This is a genomic window from Streptomyces sp. NPDC046831 (assembly GCF_040645305.1).
Taxonomy (GTDB): domain Bacteria; phylum Actinomycetota; class Actinomycetes; order Streptomycetales; family Streptomycetaceae; genus Streptomyces.
This window is the reverse complement of sequence record NZ_JBEYXZ010000020.1, coordinates 40,788-62,891: the sequence shown is the minus strand read 5'-3', so window position 1 is coordinate 62,891 and position 22,104 is coordinate 40,788. Positions and strand designations below refer to the sequence as shown.

At 73.5% G+C, this 22,104-nt stretch carries 17 protein-coding genes; 7 read left to right on the top strand and 10 right to left on the bottom strand.

Annotated features, from left to right (window positions below; genetic code table 11):
- Nucleotides 1–61: 61 nt before the first annotated feature.
- The 7 genes from ccsB to hemL form a co-directional block, all read right to left on the bottom strand.
- Complete coding sequence (gene ccsB / locus ABZ920_RS18620) at nucleotides 62–1,168, bottom strand: c-type cytochrome biogenesis protein CcsB (protein WP_361505646.1); 1,107 nt, start codon at nucleotides 1,166–1,168, stop codon at nucleotides 62–64.
- Nucleotides 1,165–2,952 carry a cytochrome c biogenesis protein ResB gene (locus ABZ920_RS18615; RefSeq protein WP_361505643.1) on the bottom strand — a complete coding sequence of 596 codons (1,788 nt, stop codon included), beginning with the start codon at nucleotides 2,950–2,952 and terminating at the stop codon, nucleotides 1,165–1,167. Before ABZ920_RS18615 ends, ccsB begins: the two co-directional genes overlap by 4 nt.
- Before the next feature lie 3 nt (nucleotides 2,953–2,955).
- Nucleotides 2,956–3,717 carry a cytochrome c biogenesis protein CcdA gene (locus ABZ920_RS18610; RefSeq protein ID WP_361505640.1) on the bottom strand — a complete coding sequence of 254 codons (762 nt, stop codon included), beginning with the start codon at nucleotides 3,715–3,717 and terminating at the stop codon, nucleotides 2,956–2,958.
- A 6-nt stretch (nucleotides 3,718–3,723) separates the two neighbouring features.
- Nucleotides 3,724–4,389: a TlpA disulfide reductase family protein gene (locus tag ABZ920_RS18605; protein WP_361505637.1), complete on the bottom strand. Its 666-nt coding sequence runs from the start codon at nucleotides 4,387–4,389 to the stop codon at nucleotides 3,724–3,726.
- Nucleotides 4,390–4,455: 66 nt separating this feature from the next.
- Entirely contained in the window at nucleotides 4,456–5,745 is a 1,290-nt protein-coding gene (locus ABZ920_RS18600; RefSeq protein WP_361505634.1) for a hypothetical protein, read from the bottom strand.
- Nucleotides 5,746–5,942: 197 nt separating this feature from the next.
- Complete coding sequence (locus ABZ920_RS18595) at nucleotides 5,943–6,635, bottom strand: histidine phosphatase family protein (RefSeq protein ID WP_361505631.1); 693 nt, start codon at nucleotides 6,633–6,635, stop codon at nucleotides 5,943–5,945.
- Entirely contained in the window at nucleotides 6,632–7,948 is a 1,317-nt protein-coding gene (hemL, locus tag ABZ920_RS18590) for a glutamate-1-semialdehyde 2,1-aminomutase (RefSeq protein WP_361505628.1), read from the bottom strand. Before hemL ends, ABZ920_RS18595 begins: the two co-directional genes overlap by 4 nt.
- A 601-nt stretch (nucleotides 7,949–8,549) precedes the next feature.
- Here hemL and ABZ920_RS18585 point away from each other — a divergent pair.
- The gene (locus tag ABZ920_RS18585) at nucleotides 8,550–8,987 is read left to right on the top strand and encodes a hypothetical protein (RefSeq protein WP_010353923.1); all 438 of its coding nucleotides are present in this window, start codon (nucleotides 8,550–8,552) and stop codon (nucleotides 8,985–8,987) included.
- 115 nt (nucleotides 8,988–9,102) lie between these two features.
- On the opposite strand, the gene ABZ920_RS18580 is transcribed toward ABZ920_RS18585, so the two are convergent.
- Entirely contained in the window at nucleotides 9,103–9,315 is a 213-nt protein-coding gene (locus ABZ920_RS18580) for a DUF4287 domain-containing protein (RefSeq protein WP_361505625.1), read from the bottom strand.
- A gap of 537 nt (nucleotides 9,316–9,852) precedes the next feature.
- Here ABZ920_RS18580 and ABZ920_RS18575 point away from each other — a divergent pair.
- The 4 genes from ABZ920_RS18575 to fxsT are packed head-to-tail and all read left to right on the top strand — an operon-like array spanning nucleotide 9,853 to nucleotide 18,568.
- Nucleotides 9,853–10,860, top strand: coding sequence for a trypsin-like peptidase domain-containing protein (locus ABZ920_RS18575; protein WP_361505622.1), 1,008 nt, complete (start codon nucleotides 9,853–9,855; stop codon nucleotides 10,858–10,860).
- Nucleotides 10,857–12,434 (top strand): hypothetical protein, encoded by a 1,578-nt coding sequence (locus tag ABZ920_RS18570; protein ID WP_361505619.1) that lies wholly within the window; start codon nucleotides 10,857–10,859, stop codon nucleotides 12,432–12,434. Before ABZ920_RS18575 ends, ABZ920_RS18570 begins: the two co-directional genes overlap by 4 nt.
- A gap of 6 nt (nucleotides 12,435–12,440) precedes the next feature.
- Entirely contained in the window at nucleotides 12,441–13,658 is a 1,218-nt protein-coding gene (locus ABZ920_RS18565; protein WP_361505616.1) for a MoxR family ATPase, read from the top strand.
- On the top strand, nucleotides 13,655–18,568 hold the full coding sequence (fxsT, locus tag ABZ920_RS18560; RefSeq protein ID WP_361505613.1) for an FxSxx-COOH system tetratricopeptide repeat protein: 4,914 nt from the start codon (nucleotides 13,655–13,657) through the stop codon (nucleotides 18,566–18,568). Before ABZ920_RS18565 ends, fxsT begins: the two co-directional genes overlap by 4 nt.
- Here fxsT and ABZ920_RS18555 read toward each other — a convergent pair.
- On the bottom strand, nucleotides 18,565–20,499 hold the full coding sequence (locus ABZ920_RS18555; protein ID WP_361505610.1) for an HEXXH motif-containing putative peptide modification protein: 1,935 nt from the start codon (nucleotides 20,497–20,499) through the stop codon (nucleotides 18,565–18,567). The two genes, fxsT and ABZ920_RS18555, sit on opposite strands and share 4 nt — an antisense overlap.
- The gene (locus ABZ920_RS18550; RefSeq protein ID WP_361505607.1) at nucleotides 20,496–20,711 is read right to left on the bottom strand and encodes a hypothetical protein; all 216 of its coding nucleotides are present in this window, start codon (nucleotides 20,709–20,711) and stop codon (nucleotides 20,496–20,498) included. The genes ABZ920_RS18555 and ABZ920_RS18550 overlap by 4 nt, the downstream gene beginning before the upstream one ends.
- Before the next feature lie 145 nt (nucleotides 20,712–20,856).
- On the opposite strand from ABZ920_RS18550, the gene ABZ920_RS18545 reads away from it, so the two are divergent.
- Together ABZ920_RS18545 and ABZ920_RS18540 are read left to right on the top strand one after the other, a co-directional pair.
- Entirely contained in the window at nucleotides 20,857–21,189 is a 333-nt protein-coding gene (locus tag ABZ920_RS18545) for a CU044_2847 family protein (RefSeq protein WP_361505605.1), read from the top strand.
- A 79-nt stretch (nucleotides 21,190–21,268) separates the two neighbouring features.
- Nucleotides 21,269–21,880, top strand: coding sequence for a hypothetical protein (locus ABZ920_RS18540; protein WP_361505602.1), 612 nt, complete (start codon nucleotides 21,269–21,271; stop codon nucleotides 21,878–21,880).
- Nucleotides 21,881–22,104: the final 224 nt, after the last annotated feature.

The window sequence follows — 22,104 nt, the reverse complement described above, 5'->3', positions numbered from 1 at the left end:
GCGCCCCTCGTCGCGGGGCGCGGCCTTCCGGTGGGGCGAGCGCGGGAGCGGTGCCGGGCGCTCAGACGCCCGCGTACGAGTGCTTGCCGCTCACGAAAAGGTTCACGCCGTAGTAGTTGAACAGGAAGCAGGCGAAGGCGATCAGCGCGATGTACGCCGCCTTGCGGCCCTTCCAGCCGGCCGTGGACCGGGCGTGCAGGTAGCAGGCGTAGGCGACCCAGGTGATGAACGCCCAGGTCTCCTTGGGGTCCCAGCCCCAGTAACGGCCCCAGGCGGAGTCGGCCCAGATGGCGCCCGCGATGATCGTGAACGTCCACAGCGGGAAGACGGCCGCGTTGACGCGGTAGGAGAACTTGTCCAGGGACGCCGAGGCGGGCAGCCGCTCCAGCACGGAGGTGGCGAAGGAGCCGGGCTTGCCGCCGTTCGCCAGCTTGTTCTCGTAGGAGTCCTTGAACAGGTACAGCAGCGCGGAGATCGCGCCGACGTAGAAGACCGCGCCGCAGAAGATCGCGGTGGAGACGTGGATGTACAGCCAGTACGAGTGCAGGGCGGGGACGAGCTGGTCGCTCGCCGTGTAGAGCTTGGTGACCGCGAGGCCCAGGTCGAGCAGGACCGTGGTGGTCAGGAACAGGCCGATCCAGCGCACGTTCTTCTTCAGCGCGAGCAGACCGAGGTAGACCCCGACCACGACCGTGGAGAAGGTGATGTTGAACTCGTACATGTTGCCCCACGGCGCCCGCTCCACGGAGGCCGCGCGGGCTACGACGCCGCACAGCTCCACCAGAAAGGCGAGCACGGTGAGCGAGACGGCGATCCGGCCGTACAGGTCGCCCTGCGCGTCGCCGCCGTGAGCGCCGGGACCGTCGGGCACGTCCCGGGAGCCGGCCGAGGACCGCACGACCACCTTGGGCCGCTCCAGCACGGCGGTGCCCCCGGCGGACTTCACCGTCACCGCGGGGCCCCGGACCGTGCCGGCGGCCTCGCTCTGGGCGGTCAGCGCGGCCGCGGTGCGGGCGACCTTGCTGCGGCTGCCGAAGAGCCATTCGGCGATGTACGCGAAGAAGGCCAGGGTGTAGACGGCCATCGCGGAGTAGATCAGCGAGTTGCTGAGGTTCGCGAGGTGTTCGTTGGTCGCCGAGGCGAGTTCGGTTGCGGCGGCGAGAGTCACTTCTTCTCAGCCCCTTCGGCAGGTGCGGGGGTGTCGGCGCCCGGCTCCGGGTCGGGGCCGGCGCCGGTCTTGGTGGGTGCCTTGTCGTGCACGAGGGCGGCCAGGTCGCCCAGTTCCTCGGGGAGCCTCGCGGACTCGCTGCGGCCCAGGCCCGCCATCTCGACCACGGTCGCGCCGTCGGCGTCCGTGACGGCGCGCACCCAGACGCGGCGGCGCTGGATGAACAGGGAGCCGGCCAGGCCCGCGATCGCTGCGAGCGCGCCGGCCAGCGCCCAGCCGGTGCCGGGCTGCTGCACGACCTGGAACCCGGCCCATTCCTTGATCTCCTTGTCGAAGGTGATCGAGCCGGCGCCGTTCGGCAGCTTCATGGTCTCGCCGGGCAGCAGGCGGGCCTTGAGGATGTTCTTGTCGGCGTCCTTGAACTGCTTCAGCTTCCTGGTGTCGAGCTGGTACACGTTCTGCGGGACGCCCGCGTCGACGCCCAGGTCGCCGTGGTAGGCCGTCAGCGCGAGGACGGGGAAGTCCAGCGCCGGGAACTGCGAGAACATGCTGCCCTTGCCGGCGCCGGCGAAGGTCGGCACGAAGAACGCGGCGAAGCCGAGCTGCTCCTGCTGCCCCTGGGCGTTCCGGTAGCCGTCGAAGACCTTGATCGCGCCCTGCGAGGTCTCGTTGGAGTCCAGCGGCAGCAGGGGCACGGCCTGGTGCAGGACGACGTTCCCCCGGCCGTCGCGGACGGTGACGGTGGGGGCGTAGCCGTGGCTGACGAGGTAGACCCTGGCGTCGCCGATCTTCAGCGGCTCGTTGACCTCGACGGTGGTCTTCTTCTGCTTGCCGTAGGCGCCCTCGCTGTAGGTGAGGTCCGCCCGGAAGGTGCGCGGGGTGCCCTTGTTCGGCCCGCTGCGCTCGTAGGTGGCGGTGAACTTCCGCAGGTCGAAGCTGAACGGCACCAGCTGGTCGGCGTCGAAGAGATTGCCGGACTTGAAGTCGTCGTAGGAGATCAGCGTGTTGGAGAAGCCGTCGCCCTCGACGACCAGCTTGTTGCCCTCGGTCTTGTACAGCTGGCCCCAGGCGAAGGCGACCAGCATCACGATCAGGGCGATGTGGAACAGCAGGTTGCCGGCCTCCCGCAGGTAGCCCTTCTCGGCGGCGACGGCGTCACCGGCGACGTGGGCGCGGAACCGGCGCCGGCGCAGCACCTCCAGGGCGGCCGCGCGGACCTCCTCGGGGGAGGCCGCGGTGCGCCAGGTGGTGTGCGCGGGCAGCCGGGTCAGCCGCCTGGGCGCGCCCGGCGGGCGGCCGCGGAGCTGGCCGACGAACTGCCAGGTGCGCGGGACGATGCAGCCGATGAGGGAGACGAACAGCAGGATGTAGATCGCCGAGAACCACACCGAGCTGTAGACGTGGAACAGGCCCAGCTTGTCGTAGAGGGGTCCGAGCGTGCGGTGCGCGTCCTTGAACTCCTGCACCTTCATGGCGTCGGTGCCGGTCTGCGGGATGAGCGAACCGGGCACCGCGCCGAGGGACAGCAGGAACAGCAGCAGCAGCGCCACCCGCATGGAGGTCAGCTGCCGCCAGAACCAGCGGGCCCAGCCGATGGTCTCCCGTGCCGTCCAGGCGAGCCGGCCGCCCAGGCCCGGGGCGCGGGTGCCGCCGAAGGAGCCGGGTACGGCCGTCTCGACGGGCGCGGTGGACAGCTGGGAGCCGGCGGCTCCCAGGTCGTCCGTGCCGCTGGGTGGCGCGCCCCGGGTCTCCTCGGTGGGCGTGCCGCTTGTCGTCTTGCTCATCGATCAGATCCCCACAGAGAAGCCGGCGGACCAGGTCTGCATCTGCTGCACCAGGCGGTCCCAGACGCCGGTCAGCAGCAGCACACCGGTCACGATCATCATCGTGCCGCCGATGCGCATCACCCAGACGTAGTGGCGCTTGACCCAGTCGAAGGCGCCGAGCGCCTTGCGGAAGGCGACCGCGGCGAGCACGAACGGGACGCCGAGGCCGAGGCAGTACGCCACGGTCAGTATGGCCCCGCGGCCCGCGCTCGACTGCTGGGAGGACAGGGCCAGGACGGAGGCGAGGGTCGGGCCGATGCACGGGGTCCAGCCGATGCCGAACAGCGCGCCGAGCAGGGGCGCGCCCACCAGGCCCGCGGCCGGGCGCCGGTGGAGGCGGAACTCGCGCTGGGTCAGCCAGGGCATCAGCCCCATGAAGAAGACGCCCAGCAGGACCATCAGCGCGCCGAGCACCTTGGACAGGACGTCCTTGTAGTCCTGCAGCGACTGCCCGGCGTACCCGAACAGCGCCCCGCCGGAGACGAACACGACGGTGAAGCCGAGCACGAACAGCGAGGCGCCCGCTGCCATCCGGCCGCGCCGCGCCTCACCGAGGTCGGTGCCGGTGACGCCGGTCACGTAGGAGAGGTAGCCGGGCACGAGCGGCAGGACGCAGGGCGAGAAGAAGGAGACGAGCCCGCCGAGCACGGCGAGGGGCACCGCGAGCAGCAGCGCTCCGGTGAGGACGGTGGGGTTGGGGTCGGTGACCGCGGCCAGCAGCACGGCGGCTCACTTCTCCGCGAGGACCGGGTCGAGCATCCTGCGCAGTTTGTCCTCGCTGAGGGCCTGCAGCGCCCGGGCCGCGATGTTCCCGTCCCGGTCGATGACGAGGGTGGTCGGGATGGCCTGCGGGTTGAGGGTGCCCTTGCCGAAGCGGAGCATCAGCTTGCCGGTCGGGTCGTACAGGCTCGGGTACGGCACCGCGTACCGCTGCTCGAAGGCGACGGCCGGCTGGGTGCTGGTGTCGCGGGTGTTGATGCCGACGAACTGGACGCCCCGGGCGGCGGTGTCCTTGGCCACCGTGACCAGATTGGGCGCCTCGGCGCGGCACGGCGAGCACCAGGAGCCCCAGATGTTCAGGACGACGACCTTGCCCTTGTAGTCGGCGAGGTCGAGCTGCTTGCCGTCGACGGTCTTGCCGGACAGGTCGGGGGCGGGCTTGCGCTCGCCCTTCTTCACGGTCGCGACGCCGTCCGTGCCGGTGATGAAGCGGGTGTTGCCCGAGCCGCCGGAGGTGCCTCCGGAGCCGCACGCGGACAGGGCGAGTGCCGCGGCGGCGGTGCCCGCGGCGAGCAGGGCGGCGCGGCTACGGGCGCGGGTCGGGCGCGTACGGTGCGTACGGGAGGCCGGGGTCGACCGGTTCGAGCACGGGGGGGCGCTGCTGACGGCACTCATGTGAAAAGTTTCGCATGCCTTCCCCGGGGATCTTCCGCACCCCCCTCCCGGCAGGAAAGGCGCATTTCAGGCAGCCTTTCCGGGGCCCGTCGCGCTCGGCGTGGCGGTGCCCTCCAGGAACTCGCCCCAGCCGCCCGCGGGGCGCTGTCCGACCTCCAGGGTGCGCAGCCTGGCGAGCACCTCGGGCCGCTGCACGTCCAGCCAGTCGACGAACTGCCGGAAGGAGACCAGGCGCACGTCGCCGCCCTTCTCCTTCTCCCGCGCCATGTGCTTGAGGGCCTCCTCGACGGCGTCCATGTAGATGCCGCCGTTCCACTGCTCGAAGTGGTTGCCGATGAAGAGGGGTGCCCGATTGGTCTCGTATGCCCGATTGAATCCCTGAATGTACGCTTGCGTGGACTGCCGCCGCCAGCCGGGGTAGTTGTGGGCCGGGGCCCTGGTCGAGTTCAGCGACTGGTTGGCGAGCATGTTGTAGTCCATCGACAGGACCTCGAAGCCGCGTCCGGGGAAAGGTATCTGCTGCAGCGGGAGGTCCCACAGGCCGCGCTTCTTCGCCGGCCACGTCTGCCGGCCGCCGGGCGAGGAGGCGTCGTAGCGCCAGCCGAGCTCCCGGGCGGTGACGAGCAGGTTGTCCTGGCCGAGCAGGCAGGGCGTGCGGCCGCCGACGAGCTCCCGGTCGTAGTCGAAGGGCAGCGACGGCAGGTCGGTCCAGCCGGTGTTGGTCCGCCACCGCTGCACGAAGGACTTCGCCTGGTCGATCTCGTCGCGCCACTGCTTCGGCGTCCAGTGGGCCACCGATCCGCCGCCGGCGCAGAAATGGCCGTTGAAGTGGGTGCCGATCTCGTGGCCCTCCAGCCAGGCCCGGCGGACGTTGGTGAGCGTGGCCCTGACGTGCTCGTCGGTGAGGTAGCCGATGTCGGAGGCGCCGCGCGGGTTGTTCGGCGGGTCGTACAGGCGCTTGTTGGACTCGGGCAGCAGGTACAGGCCGGAGAGGAAGAAGGTCATGTGCGCGCCGTGCTCCCTGGCGAGGTCCAGGAAGCGCGGGAACAGGCCGTTGCCGACCTCGCCGGCCCCGTCCCAGGAGAAGACGACGAACTGCGGCGGCGTCTGGCCCGGCTCCAGCGGCACGGGGGCGGCGGGCTGGTGGGGCTGCTTGCCGGTGTACGCGGTCGAGCCGTCGCCGAGGGGCCGGGCGGGCTGGACCGTGCCGTGCGGGCGCCCTTTGCCGGCGCCGCCGGAACCACCCGCGTGCGCCGGGGCGTCCGAGGGCGTGAGGGTGCCGCACCCCGTGAGTCCGACGCCGGCCGCGGCGCCCGCGCCGAGGCCGAGTATTCCCCTCCGGGAGATGGTGCGCATGTGGTCCCCGATCCGTCACGTCCTTGGGTGGTCACCCACTCAGAGGGCGTGAGGATCGGGGCGGTTCCGAACTGGTTTACATATTTTGTAACGGTCGTGCGGAATGTCTGTGACGGCCCGTCAGGCGCCGCTGCGGCCCGCCGGCGAAAGGCCGTCAGGCGCCTGACGGCCCGTCGGTGCAGCGTCCGGGCGCACGGTCAGGCGCCGTAGCCCTTGCCCTGCCCCTTCGCCGGCTTGGCTCCCGCGAGCAGGTGGGCCGGGACGAGGTCGCGGGCCGGCTCGGTGTAGCCGACGGACACGATCCGGTCGCCCTGGTACGTGAACGTCGTCAGCGACGCGAGCGTGCACTGCCGCTTGCGCGGGTCGTGCCACAGCCGCCGCCGCTCGACGTAGGACCGCACGATCCAGATCGGCAGCTGGTGGCTGACGAGCACGGCCTCGTGCCCGCGCGCCCGGTCCTTCGCCGCGTTCAGCGCGCCCATCATCCGGACGACCTGGTCGACGTACGGCTCGCCCCAGGACGGCTTGAACGGGTTGACGACGTGCCGCCAGTTGCCGGGCCGGCGCAGCGCGCCGTCCCCGATGCCGAACGTCCTGCCCTGGAAGACGTTGCCGGCCTCGATCAGCCGCTCGTCGGTGTCCAGGTCCAGCCCGTGCGCCTTGGCGATGGGCGTGGCCGTCTCCTGCGCCCGCTCCAGCGGGGAGGCGACGACGTAGGCGACGTCGCGGGACGAGAGGTGCTCGGCGACCCGCTCGGCCATCTGCCGGCCGAGTTCGGAGAGGTGGTAGCCCGGCAGGCGGCCGTAGAGGATGCCGTCCGGGTTGTCGACCTCGCCGTGCCGCATCAGGTGGACGACGGTGATGTCCTCGGTGCTCCGCTGCTCGCTCATGCCGTCGCCTCCGCCGCCGCCCGGGCCGCCGCCGGAAGGGCGTCGGCGATCCGCTGGACGGCGTCGTCGTCGTGCGCGGTCGAGACGAACCACGACTCGAACGACGACGGCGGCAGGTAGACGCCGTTCGCCAGCATCGCGTGGAAGAAGGCGGTGAAGCGGAACGACTCCTGCGCCTTGGCGTCCTCGTAGGTGCGCACCGGCCGGTCGGTGAAGAACACCGAGAACATGTTGGAGGCGCTCTGCAGCGTGTGCGCCACGCCCTCCTTGCCCAGCGCCTCGGAGACGAGGGCCTGGATCTGCTGCGAGACGGCGTCGAGCCTGGTGTAGGCGGCGTCGTCGAGCAGGCGCAGCTGGGCCAGGCCCGCCGCGGTGGCGACCGGGTTCCCGGACAGCGTGCCGGCCTGGTAGACGGGACCGGCCGGGGCGAGGTGCGCCATGACGTCGGCGCGGCCGCCGAAGGCCGCGGCCGGGAAGCCGCCGCCCATCACCTTGCCGAAGGTCATCAGGTCGGGCACGACCCCGTCGACCCCGAACCAGCCGGCGCGGCTGGTGCGGAAGCCGGTCATGACCTCGTCGGAGATGTACAGCGCGCCGTTCTGCGCGCAGGCGTCCTTCAGGCCCTGGTTGAACCCGGGCAGCGGCGGCACGACGCCCATGTTGCCGGGCGAGGCCTCGGTGATCACGCAGGCGATCTCGCCGGGGTGGGCGGCGAAGGCGGCGTGCACGGCGTCGAGGTCGTTGTACGGCAGGACGATCGTGTCGCCGGCCTGGGCGCCGGTGACACCCGGCGTGTCCGGCAGCGCGAAGGTGGCGACGCCGGAGCCCGCGGCGGCGAGCAGGGAGTCGACGTGGCCGTGGTAGCAGCCGGCGAACTTGACCACCTTGGTCCGCCGCGTGAAGCCGCGCGCCAGCCGGATCGCCGACATGGTCGCCTCGGTGCCGCTGGAGACCAGGCGCACCTGCTCCAGCGGACCGACCCGGCGGGTCATCTCCTCGGCGAGCGCGACCTCGCCCTCACCGGGCGTGCCGAACGACGTACCCCGCCCGACCGCCTCCTGCACGGCGGCGGTCACCTCGGGGTGCGCGTGCCCGAGGATCATGGGCCCCCAGGAGCACACCAGGTCGACGTACTCCCGGCCGTCGGCGTCCGTCAGGTACGGACCGCTGCCGGAGACCATGAACCGGGGCGTACCGCCCACGGCACGGAAGGCGCGCACCGGCGAGTTCACGCCGCCCGGCGTGACGTCCGCCGCACGGTCGAACAGCGCCTGCGAGGCGGGCGCTTCATAGGGATATGGCAGTTCGCTCATGACCTGCGACTTCTCCGATTTCTCGGCGGTTGACGGAATCCGGTGGGCAGTGACCTGTTTCAGGGTAGGCCAGCCGGGATGCCGACCCGGGGGGCGGTGGCGGGGCTAGGCGCGCGGCCGGCGGGCGGGAAGGACCGCGACCTGGACGGACGGGCGTCCGCCGGGCGGGTGGGTGCGGGGCCGGGCCCGCCCAACGCACGGCTTTCTCACCACCCATCTGCGAAACTGGTGCCCGCGTACGTATAGACAGGACGAAGGGTCGTGTCGAGGGCCGGGAAGATCCCCGCGGACTGATGTTTCGGCGCACGTTTCGGCGTGCGGCCGTGGGGGAGGTCACTGACACGATGATCGGGTTGCGCGGCGGGGACCAGGCGTCCTAGAAAAGCAGTCGGGTGGAGATATGCATCGCGGTGGCGGACTGGGCGAGGGGACTGACGACCTGGGTCCTCGGCGTGCCCGGCGGGGAAGGCACCGACGCGACGCGGAGGAAGCGACCGAAGCACGTCAGGCACACGGTGTCCCGAGTGAGCCCGAGCGGCCCGACCGACGGGTCGAGCACCGGGTGGACCGCCCAGCGGCGGGGAGCAGGAATGGTGGTCGGGTGGGGGTGACGTACAAATACTTCGGCGCGCCGGACGGCGCGACCGCGGCCCGCGTCCCGATCTCGATGCGTCCCGAGGAACTGGGCGGCGACGAGCTCGGCATGAACGGCATGTTCACCAAGATCAAGCCGGAGACGATGGCCGCCATGGTGCTGACCGGCATCGAGGGCGTGCCGCTGCACAAGGTGCCGCCGCTGGAACTGGTCGTCCTGCACCCCGACTACGCCGTCGTGAAGCTGCCGATGACCGTCGTCGACCCGCTGCGCGACATCGGCGAGGAAGCGGTGGGCGCGGCGGCCTTCATCTGGTCGACGGTCCCGGACCGGGGCGGCCCGCGTGACGCGTTCAACGTGTACCAGCTGCTGCACGAGTGGCAGGACTTCTCCCACCGGCTGCACGAGGCGGGGCACCAGCCGTACTGCCTGGTGTGGCCCTGAGCCGGTCCCGCCGGCGACGGGCGGGGCTTTCGGGCCCCGCCCCGTACCGCGCCTCCGGGCCGGCCCGCGCGGAAGCCGGTCCGCCGGTGGCCGCGCCGGCGCACCGGCGGGCGGCTCACTTGCCGCGGGCCTCCGCGAGGGTGTGGGCGACGAGGGCGCCGGCGTGGCCGTGGACCGGTCCGTGTTCGGCCTTGAGCCAGTTCACGAGCTCCGTGTGCCCGGTCGGCGGCGAGGAGCGGATGAGGTCGATCCACTCCGCTGCCGGGCGGCCGTACTTCCTCTCGATGGAGGGGAGGTAGCCGGCAGGGCCCTTGACGGCGTCGGTCATGTCGGCGGTGTCCCGTCTCCCCGTGTGCGCCCGCTGTTTCCCGGACTGCCGGCCGCCCCGTCCATCTGCCCGGCAGCGGGGCGGTGCTGTCGCCGGTACGCCCGGTGGGCGCCCCACGGATCACCGGCCGGCGAAGGTGTCCTGCGTCACATGTCGGCTCCGGGTCACCGGGCGGTCCGGTCGCGGTATCGCTCTTCCGTTCCGTCTCCTGCCGTGCGCCCGCGCCGGGTTGGGCGGGCCCGCCTCCCACCGGTCCGGGGGGCGCCGTCGTTCCGTCCCGGCCGGCCGCCGGCCTCGGCATGTTCGCCCGGCGGGCGCGTCGGCGGCGCGTCGGAGCGCGGGCGGCCGTCCGGCCGGGGCGCCGTGCTCCGCCCACGCGGCCGGCGTGTCCCCGGACTCCCGCGCGTGCACCGATGATTCGCCGAAGGCGCATCCGGTAAAGCTCCGGGATACGCGCGGCCCGTGTACCGGGCGCGTGCGCTTCGTACGCTGGTTCACAAGGCGGAGCCCCGGACGGCTCCGCGCGGGGGAAGGGACGTGGCAGTGGTCAACGGGGACACGGCAGGCGCACCTGCCTTAGGCAGAGTACGCGTTCTGTCACCGCACGGCGCCGTGGTCGGCGCCGGCCTCCTGGTGATGCCCGGCACCGTGCTGACCTGCGCCCACGTGGTGGCGTGGGCGGCCGGGCCCGGCACGGACCGCACGGCGGTGCCCGCCGGGCCGGTCCTCGTCGACACGCCCGCCCACCCGGAGGTGGCACCCGGTACGGCGTTCGTCGCACCGGGCGGGTGGTTCCCCGGCCCGCTGTCCGGGGGCACCGAGGGGGACTTCGCCGTACTGCGCACGGACTGGGCGCCGGCCGGCGGCCCGGCCCCGGCACGGCTCGGCTCCTGCGGTGAGCCGGACCGGCGCGAGGTGAGCATGTACGGCCACCCGGCGAGCGCGCCCGCCGGCCTGCTCGTCACCGCCCGGCTGGCGGGACGCGGCGGCCCGCACCCCGACTGGGTCCAGCTGGACGGCCTCGGCCCGACCGGCGCCTGGATCAGCCAGGGATTCAGCGGTGCCGGGGTGTGGGACCCGGCGGCGCGGCGGGTCGTCGGCGTGGTCACCGCCGTCTACACCGAAGCGCAGGCCAAGGTCGGCTGGATGCTCCCGCTGGAGGCGGTGGCCGCCAGGTGGCCGGAGCTGGGCCCCCGGCTGGAGCGGCCCGCCCGGGTCGCGCCGCAGCGGCCGCCCGAACCCCCGCCCGACCGCGACCAGTTCGCGCTCGCCGACGCGCTGCTGAGCGTGCCTCAGATCGAGGAGGACGGCGGGGCCGCCCTGCGCCGCCTGCTGCCGGCCCGTATCCGCCACACCATCCGCACCAGCGCCCGGCCGCGCCTGCAGCTCTTCTACGTCGTCCAGGCCTGCGCCGACCATCGCGACGGCCGGCAGGCGCTGCTCGACGCGGTGCGGCTGCTCGACGACGAGTCGCGGCCCGCCCGGGCCGCGCTCGGCCTCCTGGAGCGGCTGTGGCCGGTGCCCGCGGAAAGCGAGACCTCGTGACGTTCGCCCAGGACGCCGGACGGCCGCCCAGGATACTTCTCGACGCGCTGGACGCCGTCCCGTGCTTCGAGGAGCCGGCCTCCCTGCACGAGTGCGCCCGCCTGGTGGGCCGGGAGCTCGGTGTCCGCATCGACCTGCCCGAGAGCAGCCGCCGGCGCCTGACGCTGCTGCACCTGCTCAACGAGGTGATGCCGCACCCGGACGGCTTCCAGGTGCTCGGCGGCGTCGTCTCGATGCTGGAGGGCGAGACCCGGCACATGGCCCGGGTGCGGACGGCCGTCGCGCTCGCCGAGGTCCCCCTCTTCCCGCCCCGCAGCTGGGAGCGGCTGATGGAGCTGCTCGGCGGCCTCGACGTGCTCGACCTGGCCGGCGTCTTCCAGGAGGCCCTCGGCCACCGGCCCGACCCCCTGCCGGCCCACTGCGCGGAGCCCTGGTCGGCGGTGCTGCACGCGGCCACGCTCAACGCCCGCCCCGGCGAGCCGCTCCCCTGCGTCCTGCTGGTCGAGCACCTGGCGCGCTACGCCAAGGGGCGCCAGCAGCAGGACCTCTTGGACTGGGCCGCGGAGCACCGGCTCCGTCCCGAGGCGTACCACGGCAGCCCGGCGGCCGACGCCCGCACGGTCGCGCCCCTGCCCGTGGCGGCCGGAGCGGAGAACGGCCCCCTGCCGGCCCGTCCCGTCGAGGACTTCCGCCCGGCCGTCGCGCCCCCGCCTCCGGTCCCCCTGCCGGAGCCCGGTGACGACGCCGTGTGGACACCCGCCGCCTGCCTGCTGATCCGGCTGCGCCCGCTGCCCGACCCCGACCACAGCGGGGAGCGGCTGCTGTCGTACTGGTACCGGATCGGCGGCCCCGATCCCTATCCGGTGCGCGGCGGTGACGTCCGCGTCGACGTGGCCGACCTGCCCGAGCACGTGAAGGAGCTGGTCGACCAGGCCGAGACCGGCTGGGCCTACTTCTGCAAGGAGGAGCTGACCCTGGAGTTCCTGCTGCCCAGGGACCTGCTCGACCTGCCGGTGGAGAGGTGGGCGAAGCAGGGCTTCCACGGCGCCTGCGGCACCCTCGGGGAGGACCACCCGGTGGTGCTGCGCAGCCTCGAACGGGTGGAACGCCCGGACACCCACGGACGGTGGGCCAAGCGCTGGGACGCCCTGGTGACCGGGTGCGGGGGGCCGGTCCACTGGTTCCCCGACGACGGCCGCGCCCGCCTGCTCAAGGACCCCCAGCCGGTCATGGTCGTCCTGAGCGGCCCGCCCGGAAGCCGGCGCGGCCCGCACTCCGGGGTCGACGAGCTGGGCGAATCGCTGCGGGCGGGGGTGCCGATCGTGGTCTGGGACCGGCGCGGCGGTGTCGATCCGGCCTTCCGTGACGAATTGGCGGAACTGACCTCTCGCAAAGGGATCCATCGTTTACCCGACGCAGTCAGGTCGTTGCGCATTGAGGCCGGGGGCGAGGATCCTGCTACAGGCGGCTCCTCTACGCTCGGTCGCCATGCAGCTGTGCTCTGGGACGACCCGTACCGCCTTCCGGGCGGCCGGGGAGACGCGGCGGATCCATCCGCCCAGGGGGGAGGGTAGGACGAGATGCTTCCCGACGACGGCGCCTCTGGGGGGACGCGTCCGATCGGTGACGTGCGGGCGGGCGGCCTGACACCGGCGCCCGAGGCCGACGGCGGCTACGCGACCGGCGGGCCGGGGCCGGGCGCCCCGGACCGGCGGTGGTGGATCTACCGCGGCACGGGCCGGCCCCTCTACGACACCGACCTCGCCGAGCTGCTGCCGCCTCCCCCGCCCTGGCGGCGGTTCACGGGGGGCCCGGTGGTCGAGCCGCCGCCCGCGGACGAGGAGGAGATCGAGCGCCGGCTGGGCCGGGCCGCCGCGCTGTCCGCCACCCCGGACCGGACCGGCCACGAGGCCGACATGGTGAACGCCGCCCTGCTGCTGCGCCGTCCGCTGCTCGTCACGGGACGGCCGGGCACCGGCAAGTCGTCCCTGGCGTACCGGATCAGCAGGGAGCTGAGACTGGGCCGGGTGCTGCGCTGGCACATCACGAGCCGCACCACGCTCCGGTCGGGCCTGTACGAGTACGACGCGATCGGCCGGGTCCAGGACTCCGCGGCGTTGCGCGCCCTGCACCCGGCGGACGGCGACGGTGACCGCGCGGTGCGCGAGGACGACCTGCCAGGGATCGGCGACTACCTCCAACTGGGGCCCCTCGGCACCGCGTTGCTGCCCCACGAGTTACCCCGGGTCCTCCTCGTCGACGAGCTCGACAAGAGCGACCAGGACCTGGCCAACGACCTGCTCAGCGTGTTCGAGGAGGGCCAGTTCACGATCCCCGAACTGGTCCGGGCGCGCCGCCTGCACCCGCGGGTGAGCGTCATGACCGACGACCCGCGGCGCAGCGCCGAGATCGTCGACGGCGTCGTCCGGTGCCGGGCCTTCCCCGTCGTGGTCATCACCTCCAACGGCGAGCGCGAGTTCCCGCCGGCCTTCCTGCGCCGGTGCCTGCGGCTGCGCATGCCCGATCCGGACCGTCCCCAGCTGGTCAACATGGTCATGGCGCACCTGCGGCAGGCCGCCGACGAGCACGTCGGCGCGGGCCTGGCCGGCAGCCTGATCGACCGGTTCCTGCTCAACAGCCGGGAACGCGGCGGCCTCGCCCTGGACCAGCTGCTCAACGCCGTGTTCCTGGCGACCTCGGGCCGCTTCCCGGGCGACGACGAGGAGGCGCTGGAGGACCTCGTGGACGCGCTGTGGCACCGGCTCGACGGAGCGGGGGCGGAATCGAGGACCGGATGACGGCGGCGTCCCCGGACTCCCCTCCCCCGTCCGCGCGGCCGGAGGGAGGGCGCCGTCCTGCCCGCGACCGGGAGACGCCGACCTGGACGGAGCTGGCGGACGCCCTGTACCTGGCGGCCTGCCAGGACGCGGCGGTGCCGCTGTTCGACGTGCCGGGGCGCGCGGCGTGGGAGCGCGCGGGGCGGCCGCGGCCACGCCCGGGCTTCCTGCCCGCCACGCCCACGACGGCCGGGCAGCAGTCCCCCGCGGGCGGGGAGGGGCCCGCGGCCGGGGAGCGGCCGGACGGTGACGGGCCCGGCGAGCGCCGGGCGCCGGATGGCCAGGCGCACGACGGGCGGGTGCCCCCCGAGGACCGGGCGCCGGAGAACCGGGCGTCCGAGGACGGTCCGCCCGGCGACCGGGCGCCCGGGGACGGCGCGCCCGGCGACCGGGCGTCGGAGGACGACCCGTCCGGCGACCGGGTGTCCGGGGACGGCCCGCCCGGGACACGGGGCGGCGCGCGGGACGACCGGTCCGAGGCGGCCGGCACGCCCGTGGACGACCTGGGCGCGCCCGCCGAGGAGCCCCACGGCGCCGCACCCGGGACCACGGGCCGCCCCTTCGCCACCCGGTCGGCGGTGGAGCGCTCCGCCCGCGTCCACCCGTTCTTCGCGCTGCGCTCCGGCGACGAGAGCCCCGAACAGGCCGGCTGGCCCATGTCCCCGCGGCTGGCGGACTCCCTCGCCCTGGCCAGGTCCCTGCGCCCGCTGCGTCTGTTCCGCGCCTCGCCCCACCACCTCGAACTGGACGAGGAGGCGACCGCCGAGCAGGCGGCCGGCACCGGGGTGTGGACGCCGGTGTGCCGGCCGGTCCCGGAGCGCCGGCTGGATTTGCTGCTGCTCGTCGACGACAGCCCGTCGATGGTGCTGTGGTCGCACACGGCACGCCAGATCGCCGCGCTGATGGAGCAGACGGCGGCGTTCCGCACCGTCCGGACGCTCCCCTGGCACCCCGGCCACCCGGACGGCGCACGCCCCGAGGCGCCGGGGAGCGGCCACCGCGCCGCCGGACTCTGCGCGGGCGAGGACCAGTTGGTGCTGGTGGTCACCGACGGCGGGCACGCGGCCTGGCGCACGGGCCGGGCCGCCTCGGCGCTGCACCGGATCGGCCGGCACTCCCCGGTCGCCGTACTCAGCCTGCTCCCGCAGCACCTGTGGGACCTGACACTGCCCACGGTCACCCGGACCCGGCTGCGGGCGCCCGGCCCCGCGGTCCCCAACCGCTTCTACGACGCCGACTTCAAGCACCCGCACGCCGACACCATGGGGCCGCACCCGGAGTCCGCCCCCGAGCCCGCCGGCCGGGACGCGATCGCCGTCCCCGTCGTCGAACTGCGACGCGGCTCGCTGGGCCGCTGGGCCCGTCTGGTGGCCGGGTCGGGCGGCGGCGGGGAGCACGGGCTGGCGGCCCTGTGGACCTCACCGGACAGCGACCTGCGCGCCCTGGCGGTCGGCCCGGTCTCCGACACGCTCGCCGGGCTCGTCGCCGAGCCGGCCCCGTCCGGGGAGGACGTGGCCGAGCCCGCCGAGTGGTCGGCGGTGCGGCGGGCGAAGCGGGCCTCCGCCATGGTGCGCCGGTTCCGCGCCACCGCGTCCCCGGCCGCCTATGCACTGGCCCAGCGCCTGGCCGCGGCACCGCTCAATCTCCCGGTCATGCGGCTGCTCCAGCAGGCCCTGCCCGGGGCGCGGCCGTGGAACCTCGCGGAGATCCTGCTGCTCGGCCTGGTGCGCCGGACCGACCACGACGCCGACGCCGAGGACGCCCACCGGGTCTCCTTCGACTTCGTGGCGGGCGTACGGGAGGAGCTCCTCGCGCTCGGCAGCCGGGCCGAGACGATCCGGGCGCTGCGCCACGTCCAGCGCCACCTCGGCCCGTGGCTGGAGGATAGATGGGGCGAGGGCGGAGGGGCGCTGGTGTCCCCCGAGGGCCATCCGGCGGATCCGCCGATGACCGAGCAGACCCGCCCGTTCGTGAGCCACCTGTACACGGCGCTCTGCGCGGTCTCCGGCCCCTATCTCGCCCGCGCCAACCACCTCGGGCGGCTGCTCCAGCGCACGGATCCCCGGCCGGCCGGGCGGGCGGCCGTGGGCGGCGGCTCCGCTCCCACGTCCGGCGCCGGGCACGAGCGGCCATCAGGGTACTCATCAGATGAAATGCGGTCAAAGTTGAACATCGCGCCCGCGGACGCGCTAGATTACGGGCCGCGACCATCTCAGCCCCCGGAAGCGGCGAACACCCCGCCTGCCGGGGGAACTTCTCCTCCCGCGGCACCGCCGCCCCCCGCTCCTCCGTCCCCCGCACCCCCCTCGCCTGTGCCCGCGCGTCCCCGACAAGGAGGCATCGCCGTGACTGCCGGTCTGCCCGTCGCCACGGGCCCGCGAAGCCCGCACGAACCGCCCCGCATCTGGGGGAACGTACCGCAGCGGAACCGGAACTTCACGGGGCGGGAGGTACTGCTCGAAAGGCTGCAGGAACGGCTGAGCAGCGGAGTGACCGCGGTCCTGCCGGAGGCGCTGCACGGCATGGGCGGCGTGGGCAAGTCGCAGATCGCCATCGAGTACGTGTACCGGCACAGCCGCGACTACCGGCTCATCTGGTGGATTCCCTCCGAGCAGGAGAACCAGATCGTCCAGTCGCTGATCGAACTGGGCGAGCAGATGGGCCTGCAGGTGGGCTCCGAGATGAGCGCCGTGCCCGCGGTCCTGGACGCCCTGCGGCGCGGCGAGCCGTACAGCGACTGGCTCCTGGTCTTCGACAACGCGGAGAACCCCAAGCAGGTCCGCAAGTACTTCCCCAGCGACGGCCCCGGACGCATCGTCGTGACGTCCCGCAACTTCCAGTGGTCGACCGACGCCAGCTCCCTGGAGGTCGACGTGTTCGCCCGCGAGGAGAGCGTCGCCCTGCTGCGGCGCCGCAGCCCCCAGCTGCCCGACGACGCCGTCGACCATCTGGCCGCAGCCCTGGGCGACCTGCCCCTCGCGGTCGAGCAGGCCGCGGTGTGGCTCGCGGAGACGGGCATGCCGGTGCAGCAGTATCTCGAGGTGTACGAACGAAACTTCACCGAACTGATGCAGTCCGAGCCGCCCGGCGACTATCCCCTGTCGGTGGCGGCCGCCTGGAACGTGTCGCTGGGCCGGCTGCGGGAGACCCGCCCGGACGCCCTCCAGCTCCTTCAGGTCTGCGCCTTCTTCGCCCCCGAGCCCATCGAGTGGGACCTCTTCTCCGCGGTGCGGGGCGTCTCGGTCCCGCCGGAACTCCAGTCCGCCCTCGACGACCCGGTCAAACTGGGCCGGGCGGTCCGCGAGATCGGCCGGTACGCGCTGGCGCGCATCGACCACCGGCAGAACACGGTGCAACTCCACCGACTGGTCCAACGCGTGCTCGTCGAACAGATGAACGCGCAGGAGCAGGCGACCATGCGGCACGCCGCGCACCAGCTGCTCTCCCACGCCGACCCCAGGAACCCGCAGCGAGCCACGTACTGGCCGCGCTACTCCGCGCTCCTCACCCATGTGGGGGCGTCCCAGGCGATCGAGTGCGAGGAGCCCTGGACCCGCCGGCTCGTCCTCAACGAGGTCTGGTTCCTGCGCGCCCGCGGCGACCACGCGGCCGCCCTGCGGCTGGGCGAACGCGCCGCGGAGATCTGGAAGGAGCGGCTGGGCGAGGACCACGAGGAGGTCCTCGCCATCGACCAGCAGATCGCCGAGGCGCTGCGCGAGCAGGGCGCCGACCTGCGGCGCGCCTACGAGCTCCAGTCCGGGCTCGTGCAGCGGTTCCGCCGTGTCCTCGGCGAGGAGCACGAGGACACGCTGCAGGCGCAGAGCTTCATGGCCATCCACCACCGCATCCGCGGAAGCTTCAACGAGGCGCGGGAGCTGGACCGGCGCGTCTACGACACGAGCCTGCGGGTGTTCGGCGCGGACGACCCGGCCACTCTCCTGGCCGCGCACAACTACGCGGTCAGCCTGCGTCTGGCCGGTGACTCGGAACACGCCCGCACGTTGGACGAGGACACCTGGCAGCGCCGGATCGAGGCCCTGGGCGAGGACCACATCTACACGCTGTCCACCCGAGAGGCCTATCTGCTCGACCTCCAGGAGGTCGGCCGGTACGAGGAAGCGCTCGAGGGTTACGACAAGCTGGCCGACGAGGTGACCGAGAAGCTCGGCGAACGGCATCCGTTCACGGCACTGGTGAACCGCAACCGCTGTGTGACGCGCCGCAAGACGGGTGACCACGACGGCGCGTACGTGCTGTCACGCCAGTACATCGAGCTGATCGCCGACGTCCTGGGCACCGACAGCCGCTACTACTTGCTGATCGCCGTCAGTCACGCCAACGACCTGCGGCAGATCGGAAAGCTCCAGGAGTCGCGGGCACTGAGCCAGCAGGTGATGGAGCAGCACCGCAACAGGTACGGCCGGGAGCATCCGCACAGCTACGCCTGCGCCATGAACCTGGCGGTGACCCTGAGGCTGCTCCAGCAGGCCGAGGCCGCGCTGGAGCTGGACCAGGAGACGGTCGACGGCCTGACGCGGCTGCTGGGTCCGGGTCACCCGCGGACGCTGCTCGCCCGCATGAACCTGGCCAGCGACCACTTCGCCCTCGGCCGCCCCGAGGAGGCCCTTGCCATCGACGAGGCCGTGGCCGAGGAGTCGGCACGGCTGCGCGAGAACCACCCCGCGAACCTGGCCGTCCAGCTCAATCTGAGCTACGACCTGAAGGCGCTGCGCCGGGCCGAGGAGAGCGACCGGCTGTACGCCGAGGCTCTGGGGCGGTACCGCAACCTCCTGGGGCCCGCCCACCCGGCGACGCTGGACGCCGAGAAGGGCCTGCGCGCCAATGCCGACATCGACCTGCTGTCGCTCTAGCTCCAGACCCCGCGACGCCGGGCTGATCCGGAGGACAGGGCCCGGTCTTCGGCCGGGGTGAGACCGCCGTCGCCACCGCCGAGCCAGGCGGCGAGCCGGAAAGGATCCGGAGCGCCGCCTCCGACGGAGGCGAGGGCCCCGCGGACGCGGGCCACCACCTCCGGGCGGCTCAGGAGCAGGTCGACGCCCGTCCCTCGGGCGTGCTCGGGAAGCGCCAGGGCGGCCCCGATCCACGCCTCGGCGTCCAGCTGGTCCCGTGCGGCCCACTCCGCGTAGGCGTCGGCGGCCTCGCCGGCGTCCCCGGCGACCGCCGCGTACTCGGCCCGGCGGACCGGGTCCCCCTGCCGCCGCGTCTGCCGGCGGCGACGGGCGAAGTGCTCCGGTGCGGACAGCATGCCCCGGGCCAGAGGGCCGAACGTGTCGGGACGGATGCGGTCAGGGCGCGGACGCAGCACCGGCTCGGGCAGCGTCGGGGCGGGTCGGCCCGCCGTCCAGGCCGCGGCGATGCGCTCCGTCGCGGAGGGGTCGAGTTCCAGATGACGTGACCGCCACACGGCCCGCCGCAGCGCACAGTAGTGGCGGGCCAGTCGGTGCGGCCCGGGCGGTACGTCGTCGTGCCGCCATTTCTCGACGGGCGCCAGAACCTCCGCCACGAACAGGCGGCCCGCCTCGGTCAGCCCGTCGTCGGACGTGAGTGCCGTGGCGGCTTCCCGTACCTGTTCCCTGAGCACGGCGAACTCGAAGGCGGCACGTTCCGCCTCGCTCCCCGTGACGCGCCCGCCGTGCGTCCGCCAGAACCGCGCCACCCCGGCGAACGCGAAGACGCCGTGCAGCAGACCGAGCACCGGCCGGGGGTCACTGCGCCACGGCGCGTAGTAAAGCCGGTGTCCCGCGGACTCGTCCAGCCCGGTCTCGCCGATCTGCACCAGCTGCACCAGGCTGAACAGTGCGTTGAGCTGCTGATGCCGCGTCTCGTGCACCAGGACCGCGGCCGTCTGCGGGGCGTCGTACGGCAGTGACAGGCTCACCGCGCCGAAGGCGTCCAGTGAGGAGGCGCTGGCAACGAGGCCGCCCCTCGCCGTCCGGTACGGCCGCGGCACGATCACCCGTACCAGTGCCCCCAGGGCGGCGGCGTCCTCGGGGGACTCCTCCTCCAGCAGAGCGCAGGCCCGGGCGAGGCGGTCCTGCCAGAGTTGTAAGCGGCGCTCGCCCGACCGGCCGGGAGACCTCGGATACCGCGCGAAGTCCCGGTACGGCGTCACCGTGTCGAGCCAGGGCCCCGCCGTGCGGTTCCCGGCAGCCGTAGGGCGGGAGACCGCACGCAGCGGGTGCCAGCCCGGTGCCGCTTGCGGAAGGGGGCGTGGCAGCCGTACCCGTGTGTCTTCTCCCCGTATGACGACGGCGTCCGGCGCCACCCGCACCTCCGCCTCGCTCCACCGGCGCCTGGCCACCGGACCCGCCACTCCGGCCCCCGGCAACCAGACCGTGCCGCGGTGCACGGGCACCCGCAGCACGGCGGGGAGGCCGGCCCGCGCGGCGGCCGCCGCCGCCAGTGCCTGGAACTGACCGAGGTCGGCCCACAGCGGGACGGAGGTCGGCGCCTCGGTGGCGCCCCCCAGCCGTCTCAGCAGGCGCACGGCCCACGCCATGACGGTGGGATCGCCCAGCACGGCCTCGACCGCCTCCGGGGCATGTCGCTGAGTCGTGCACAACAGGTCCCAGGCCACCTGGGCCGAGGCGGCGCCGCCGGGGCGCCTGATGCGTGGGCCCGCCTGTTCCGCGCGATCGAGCAGTACACGGAGGACGAGGAGGAGCTGACTGCGCTGGGCGGACCGCAGCAGGTGCAGATCGGCTTCGTTCGCGTTGCCCGCCGCTATGGCCCTGAGCGTCTGCCGGGACACCCGGTGGACGTCCAGCGGCGGAGCGGTCACGGCCGCCACTGACCCGGCCGACGCCCGCGCAGGCAGCTCGTCTCCTCGCTGTTGCCGTCTCCGGCCAGCGTCCCGAAGGCCAGGCTCGCCCGGCGTTCCGCCGCGCTCAACGCGCGTCGCAGCGCCGGATCGTCGCAGGAGTGCAGCTCCGCCAGAGAGATCCCGGACAGATCGACGAGGTCGGAACAGAAGTCCATCGCAGACTCTGCCATACCGTGGTTCCCCCTGACGTGGTGGTTTGGCGGCTCCAGGTGCGCTTCCATGGTGGCTGCAATGGCTCGCCAGTGGAAGACGGCCGCAGGTCATCCGGCATGGGGGCCGGCACGGGCGCGCGGCATGCCTCAGGAGGGGGAGGAAATGACGCAATTGTTGCGGTTCCCGTCGCAGGACGGCGACGGTTTCGTGGTCGTCGAGGTGGCCGAGGACGAACCGGGGGTCATGGAGGTGTCCCGGCTGGGAACCGCCGTGGCCGACGCCACCGCCTCCTTCGAGGAGGGCATCGACCGCATCCGGAGCGCCGCCGCGTCCGCGGTGCGGCGGCTGCGGGACATGCCCGGCCGTCCCGACGAGATCGGCCTCGAGTTCGGGCTGCGCTTCAACGCGGGGTTCGGCGCCGTCATCGCCAAGTCGGAGGGCGAGGCCCACATGAAGGTGACCATGACCTGGCGGGCGGACACGGACGGTGACTGAGGGCCGCTGATTTCCCCGCGTGGGCAACCCTACGTAATGTAGGGTCCCGCTCGGCATCCGACTGTTCGACGGGGGACCCATGCAGGAAGCGCGTTGTCCGGGGAGCGGTGCCCCCGCCGGTGAGGACGCCGAGCGCGGGCTCGGCCCGAGCGTCGCATTGCTCGTCGTCAGTCTCACGGTCGCCGCCGTGGGCGTGTACCAGCTGTGCGGTTTCGGCCTGCACAGCCTCGACCGGCGCCCGCATCTGTTCGACGACGGCTTCGCCACGGCCGGGGTCATCGTCGCCGTGGTGGCGGCGGGCGCCGCCGTCGGCAACCTGGCCTGGCTGCTGACCGCGCCCCGCCGCCGCGCGGCCAGGACCGGCGAGGGCCCCTCCGCCGGTGGCCCGCGCACGGGCGGCGTCGGCACCGGCGCCGGACGCCACGGCGACCGGACCGTCCCCGACGCGGAGCGCGGCGGCGACCGGACCGACCCCCACGCGGAGCGCGGCGGCGACCGGACCGACCCCCACGCGGGACACGGCGGCGACCGGACCGGCATCCACAACGGCGACCCGGCCGACTTCGGCAACGGCGACCCGGCCGGCCGCGGCGTTGCCGGCTCCGGCCGGGTCGGCGAGCGTCCAGTGGGCGACGGGGACGACCGGGAGACTCACCAGGGCGGCGCGTCCGCGCCCGCCCGCGCCGACTGAGGTCCGCGCGGGCGGCTGAGGCCCGCAACGGACCCGTTCGTCAGTCCTCAGCCGCCATTTCTCGGCCGTCGGCCCTCACCCGTCGGTCCTCACCCGTCAGTTCTCGGCCGTCGGTCCTCCCCCATCAGTTCTCGGCCGTCGGCCCTCACCCGTCGGTCCTCACCCGTCAGTTCTCGGCCGTCGGTCCTCCCCCATCAGTTCTCGGCCGTCGGCCCTCACCCGTC

Coding starts and splice junctions, on each gene's coding strand:
- ABZ920_RS18615 (WP_361505643.1), bottom strand. CDS start 2,952: ATGAGCAAGACGACAAGCGGCACGCCCACCGAGGAGACCCGGGGCGCG.
- ABZ920_RS18605 (WP_361505637.1), bottom strand. CDS start 4,389: ATGAGTGCCGTCAGCAGCGCCCCCCCGTGCTCGAACCGGTCGACCCCG.
- ABZ920_RS18600 (WP_361505634.1), bottom strand. CDS start 5,745: ATGCGCACCATCTCCCGGAGGGGAATACTCGGCCTCGGCGCGGGCGCC.
- ABZ920_RS18595 (WP_361505631.1), bottom strand. CDS start 6,635: ATGAGCGAGCAGCGGAGCACCGAGGACATCACCGTCGTCCACCTGATG.
- hemL (WP_361505628.1), bottom strand. CDS start 7,948: ATGAGCGAACTGCCATATCCCTATGAAGCGCCCGCCTCGCAGGCGCTG.
- ABZ920_RS18580 (WP_361505625.1), bottom strand. CDS start 9,315: ATGACCGACGCCGTCAAGGGCCCTGCCGGCTACCTCCCCTCCATCGAG.
- ABZ920_RS18565 (WP_361505616.1), top strand. CDS start 12,441: ATGCTTCCCGACGACGGCGCCTCTGGGGGGACGCGTCCGATCGGTGAC.
- fxsT (WP_361505613.1), top strand. CDS start 13,655: ATGACGGCGGCGTCCCCGGACTCCCCTCCCCCGTCCGCGCGGCCGGAG.
- ABZ920_RS18550 (WP_361505607.1), bottom strand. CDS start 20,711: ATGGCAGAGTCTGCGATGGACTTCTGTTCCGACCTCGTCGATCTGTCC.
- ABZ920_RS18545 (WP_361505605.1), top strand. CDS start 20,857: ATGACGCAATTGTTGCGGTTCCCGTCGCAGGACGGCGACGGTTTCGTG.
- ABZ920_RS18540 (WP_361505602.1), top strand. CDS start 21,269: ATGCAGGAAGCGCGTTGTCCGGGGAGCGGTGCCCCCGCCGGTGAGGAC.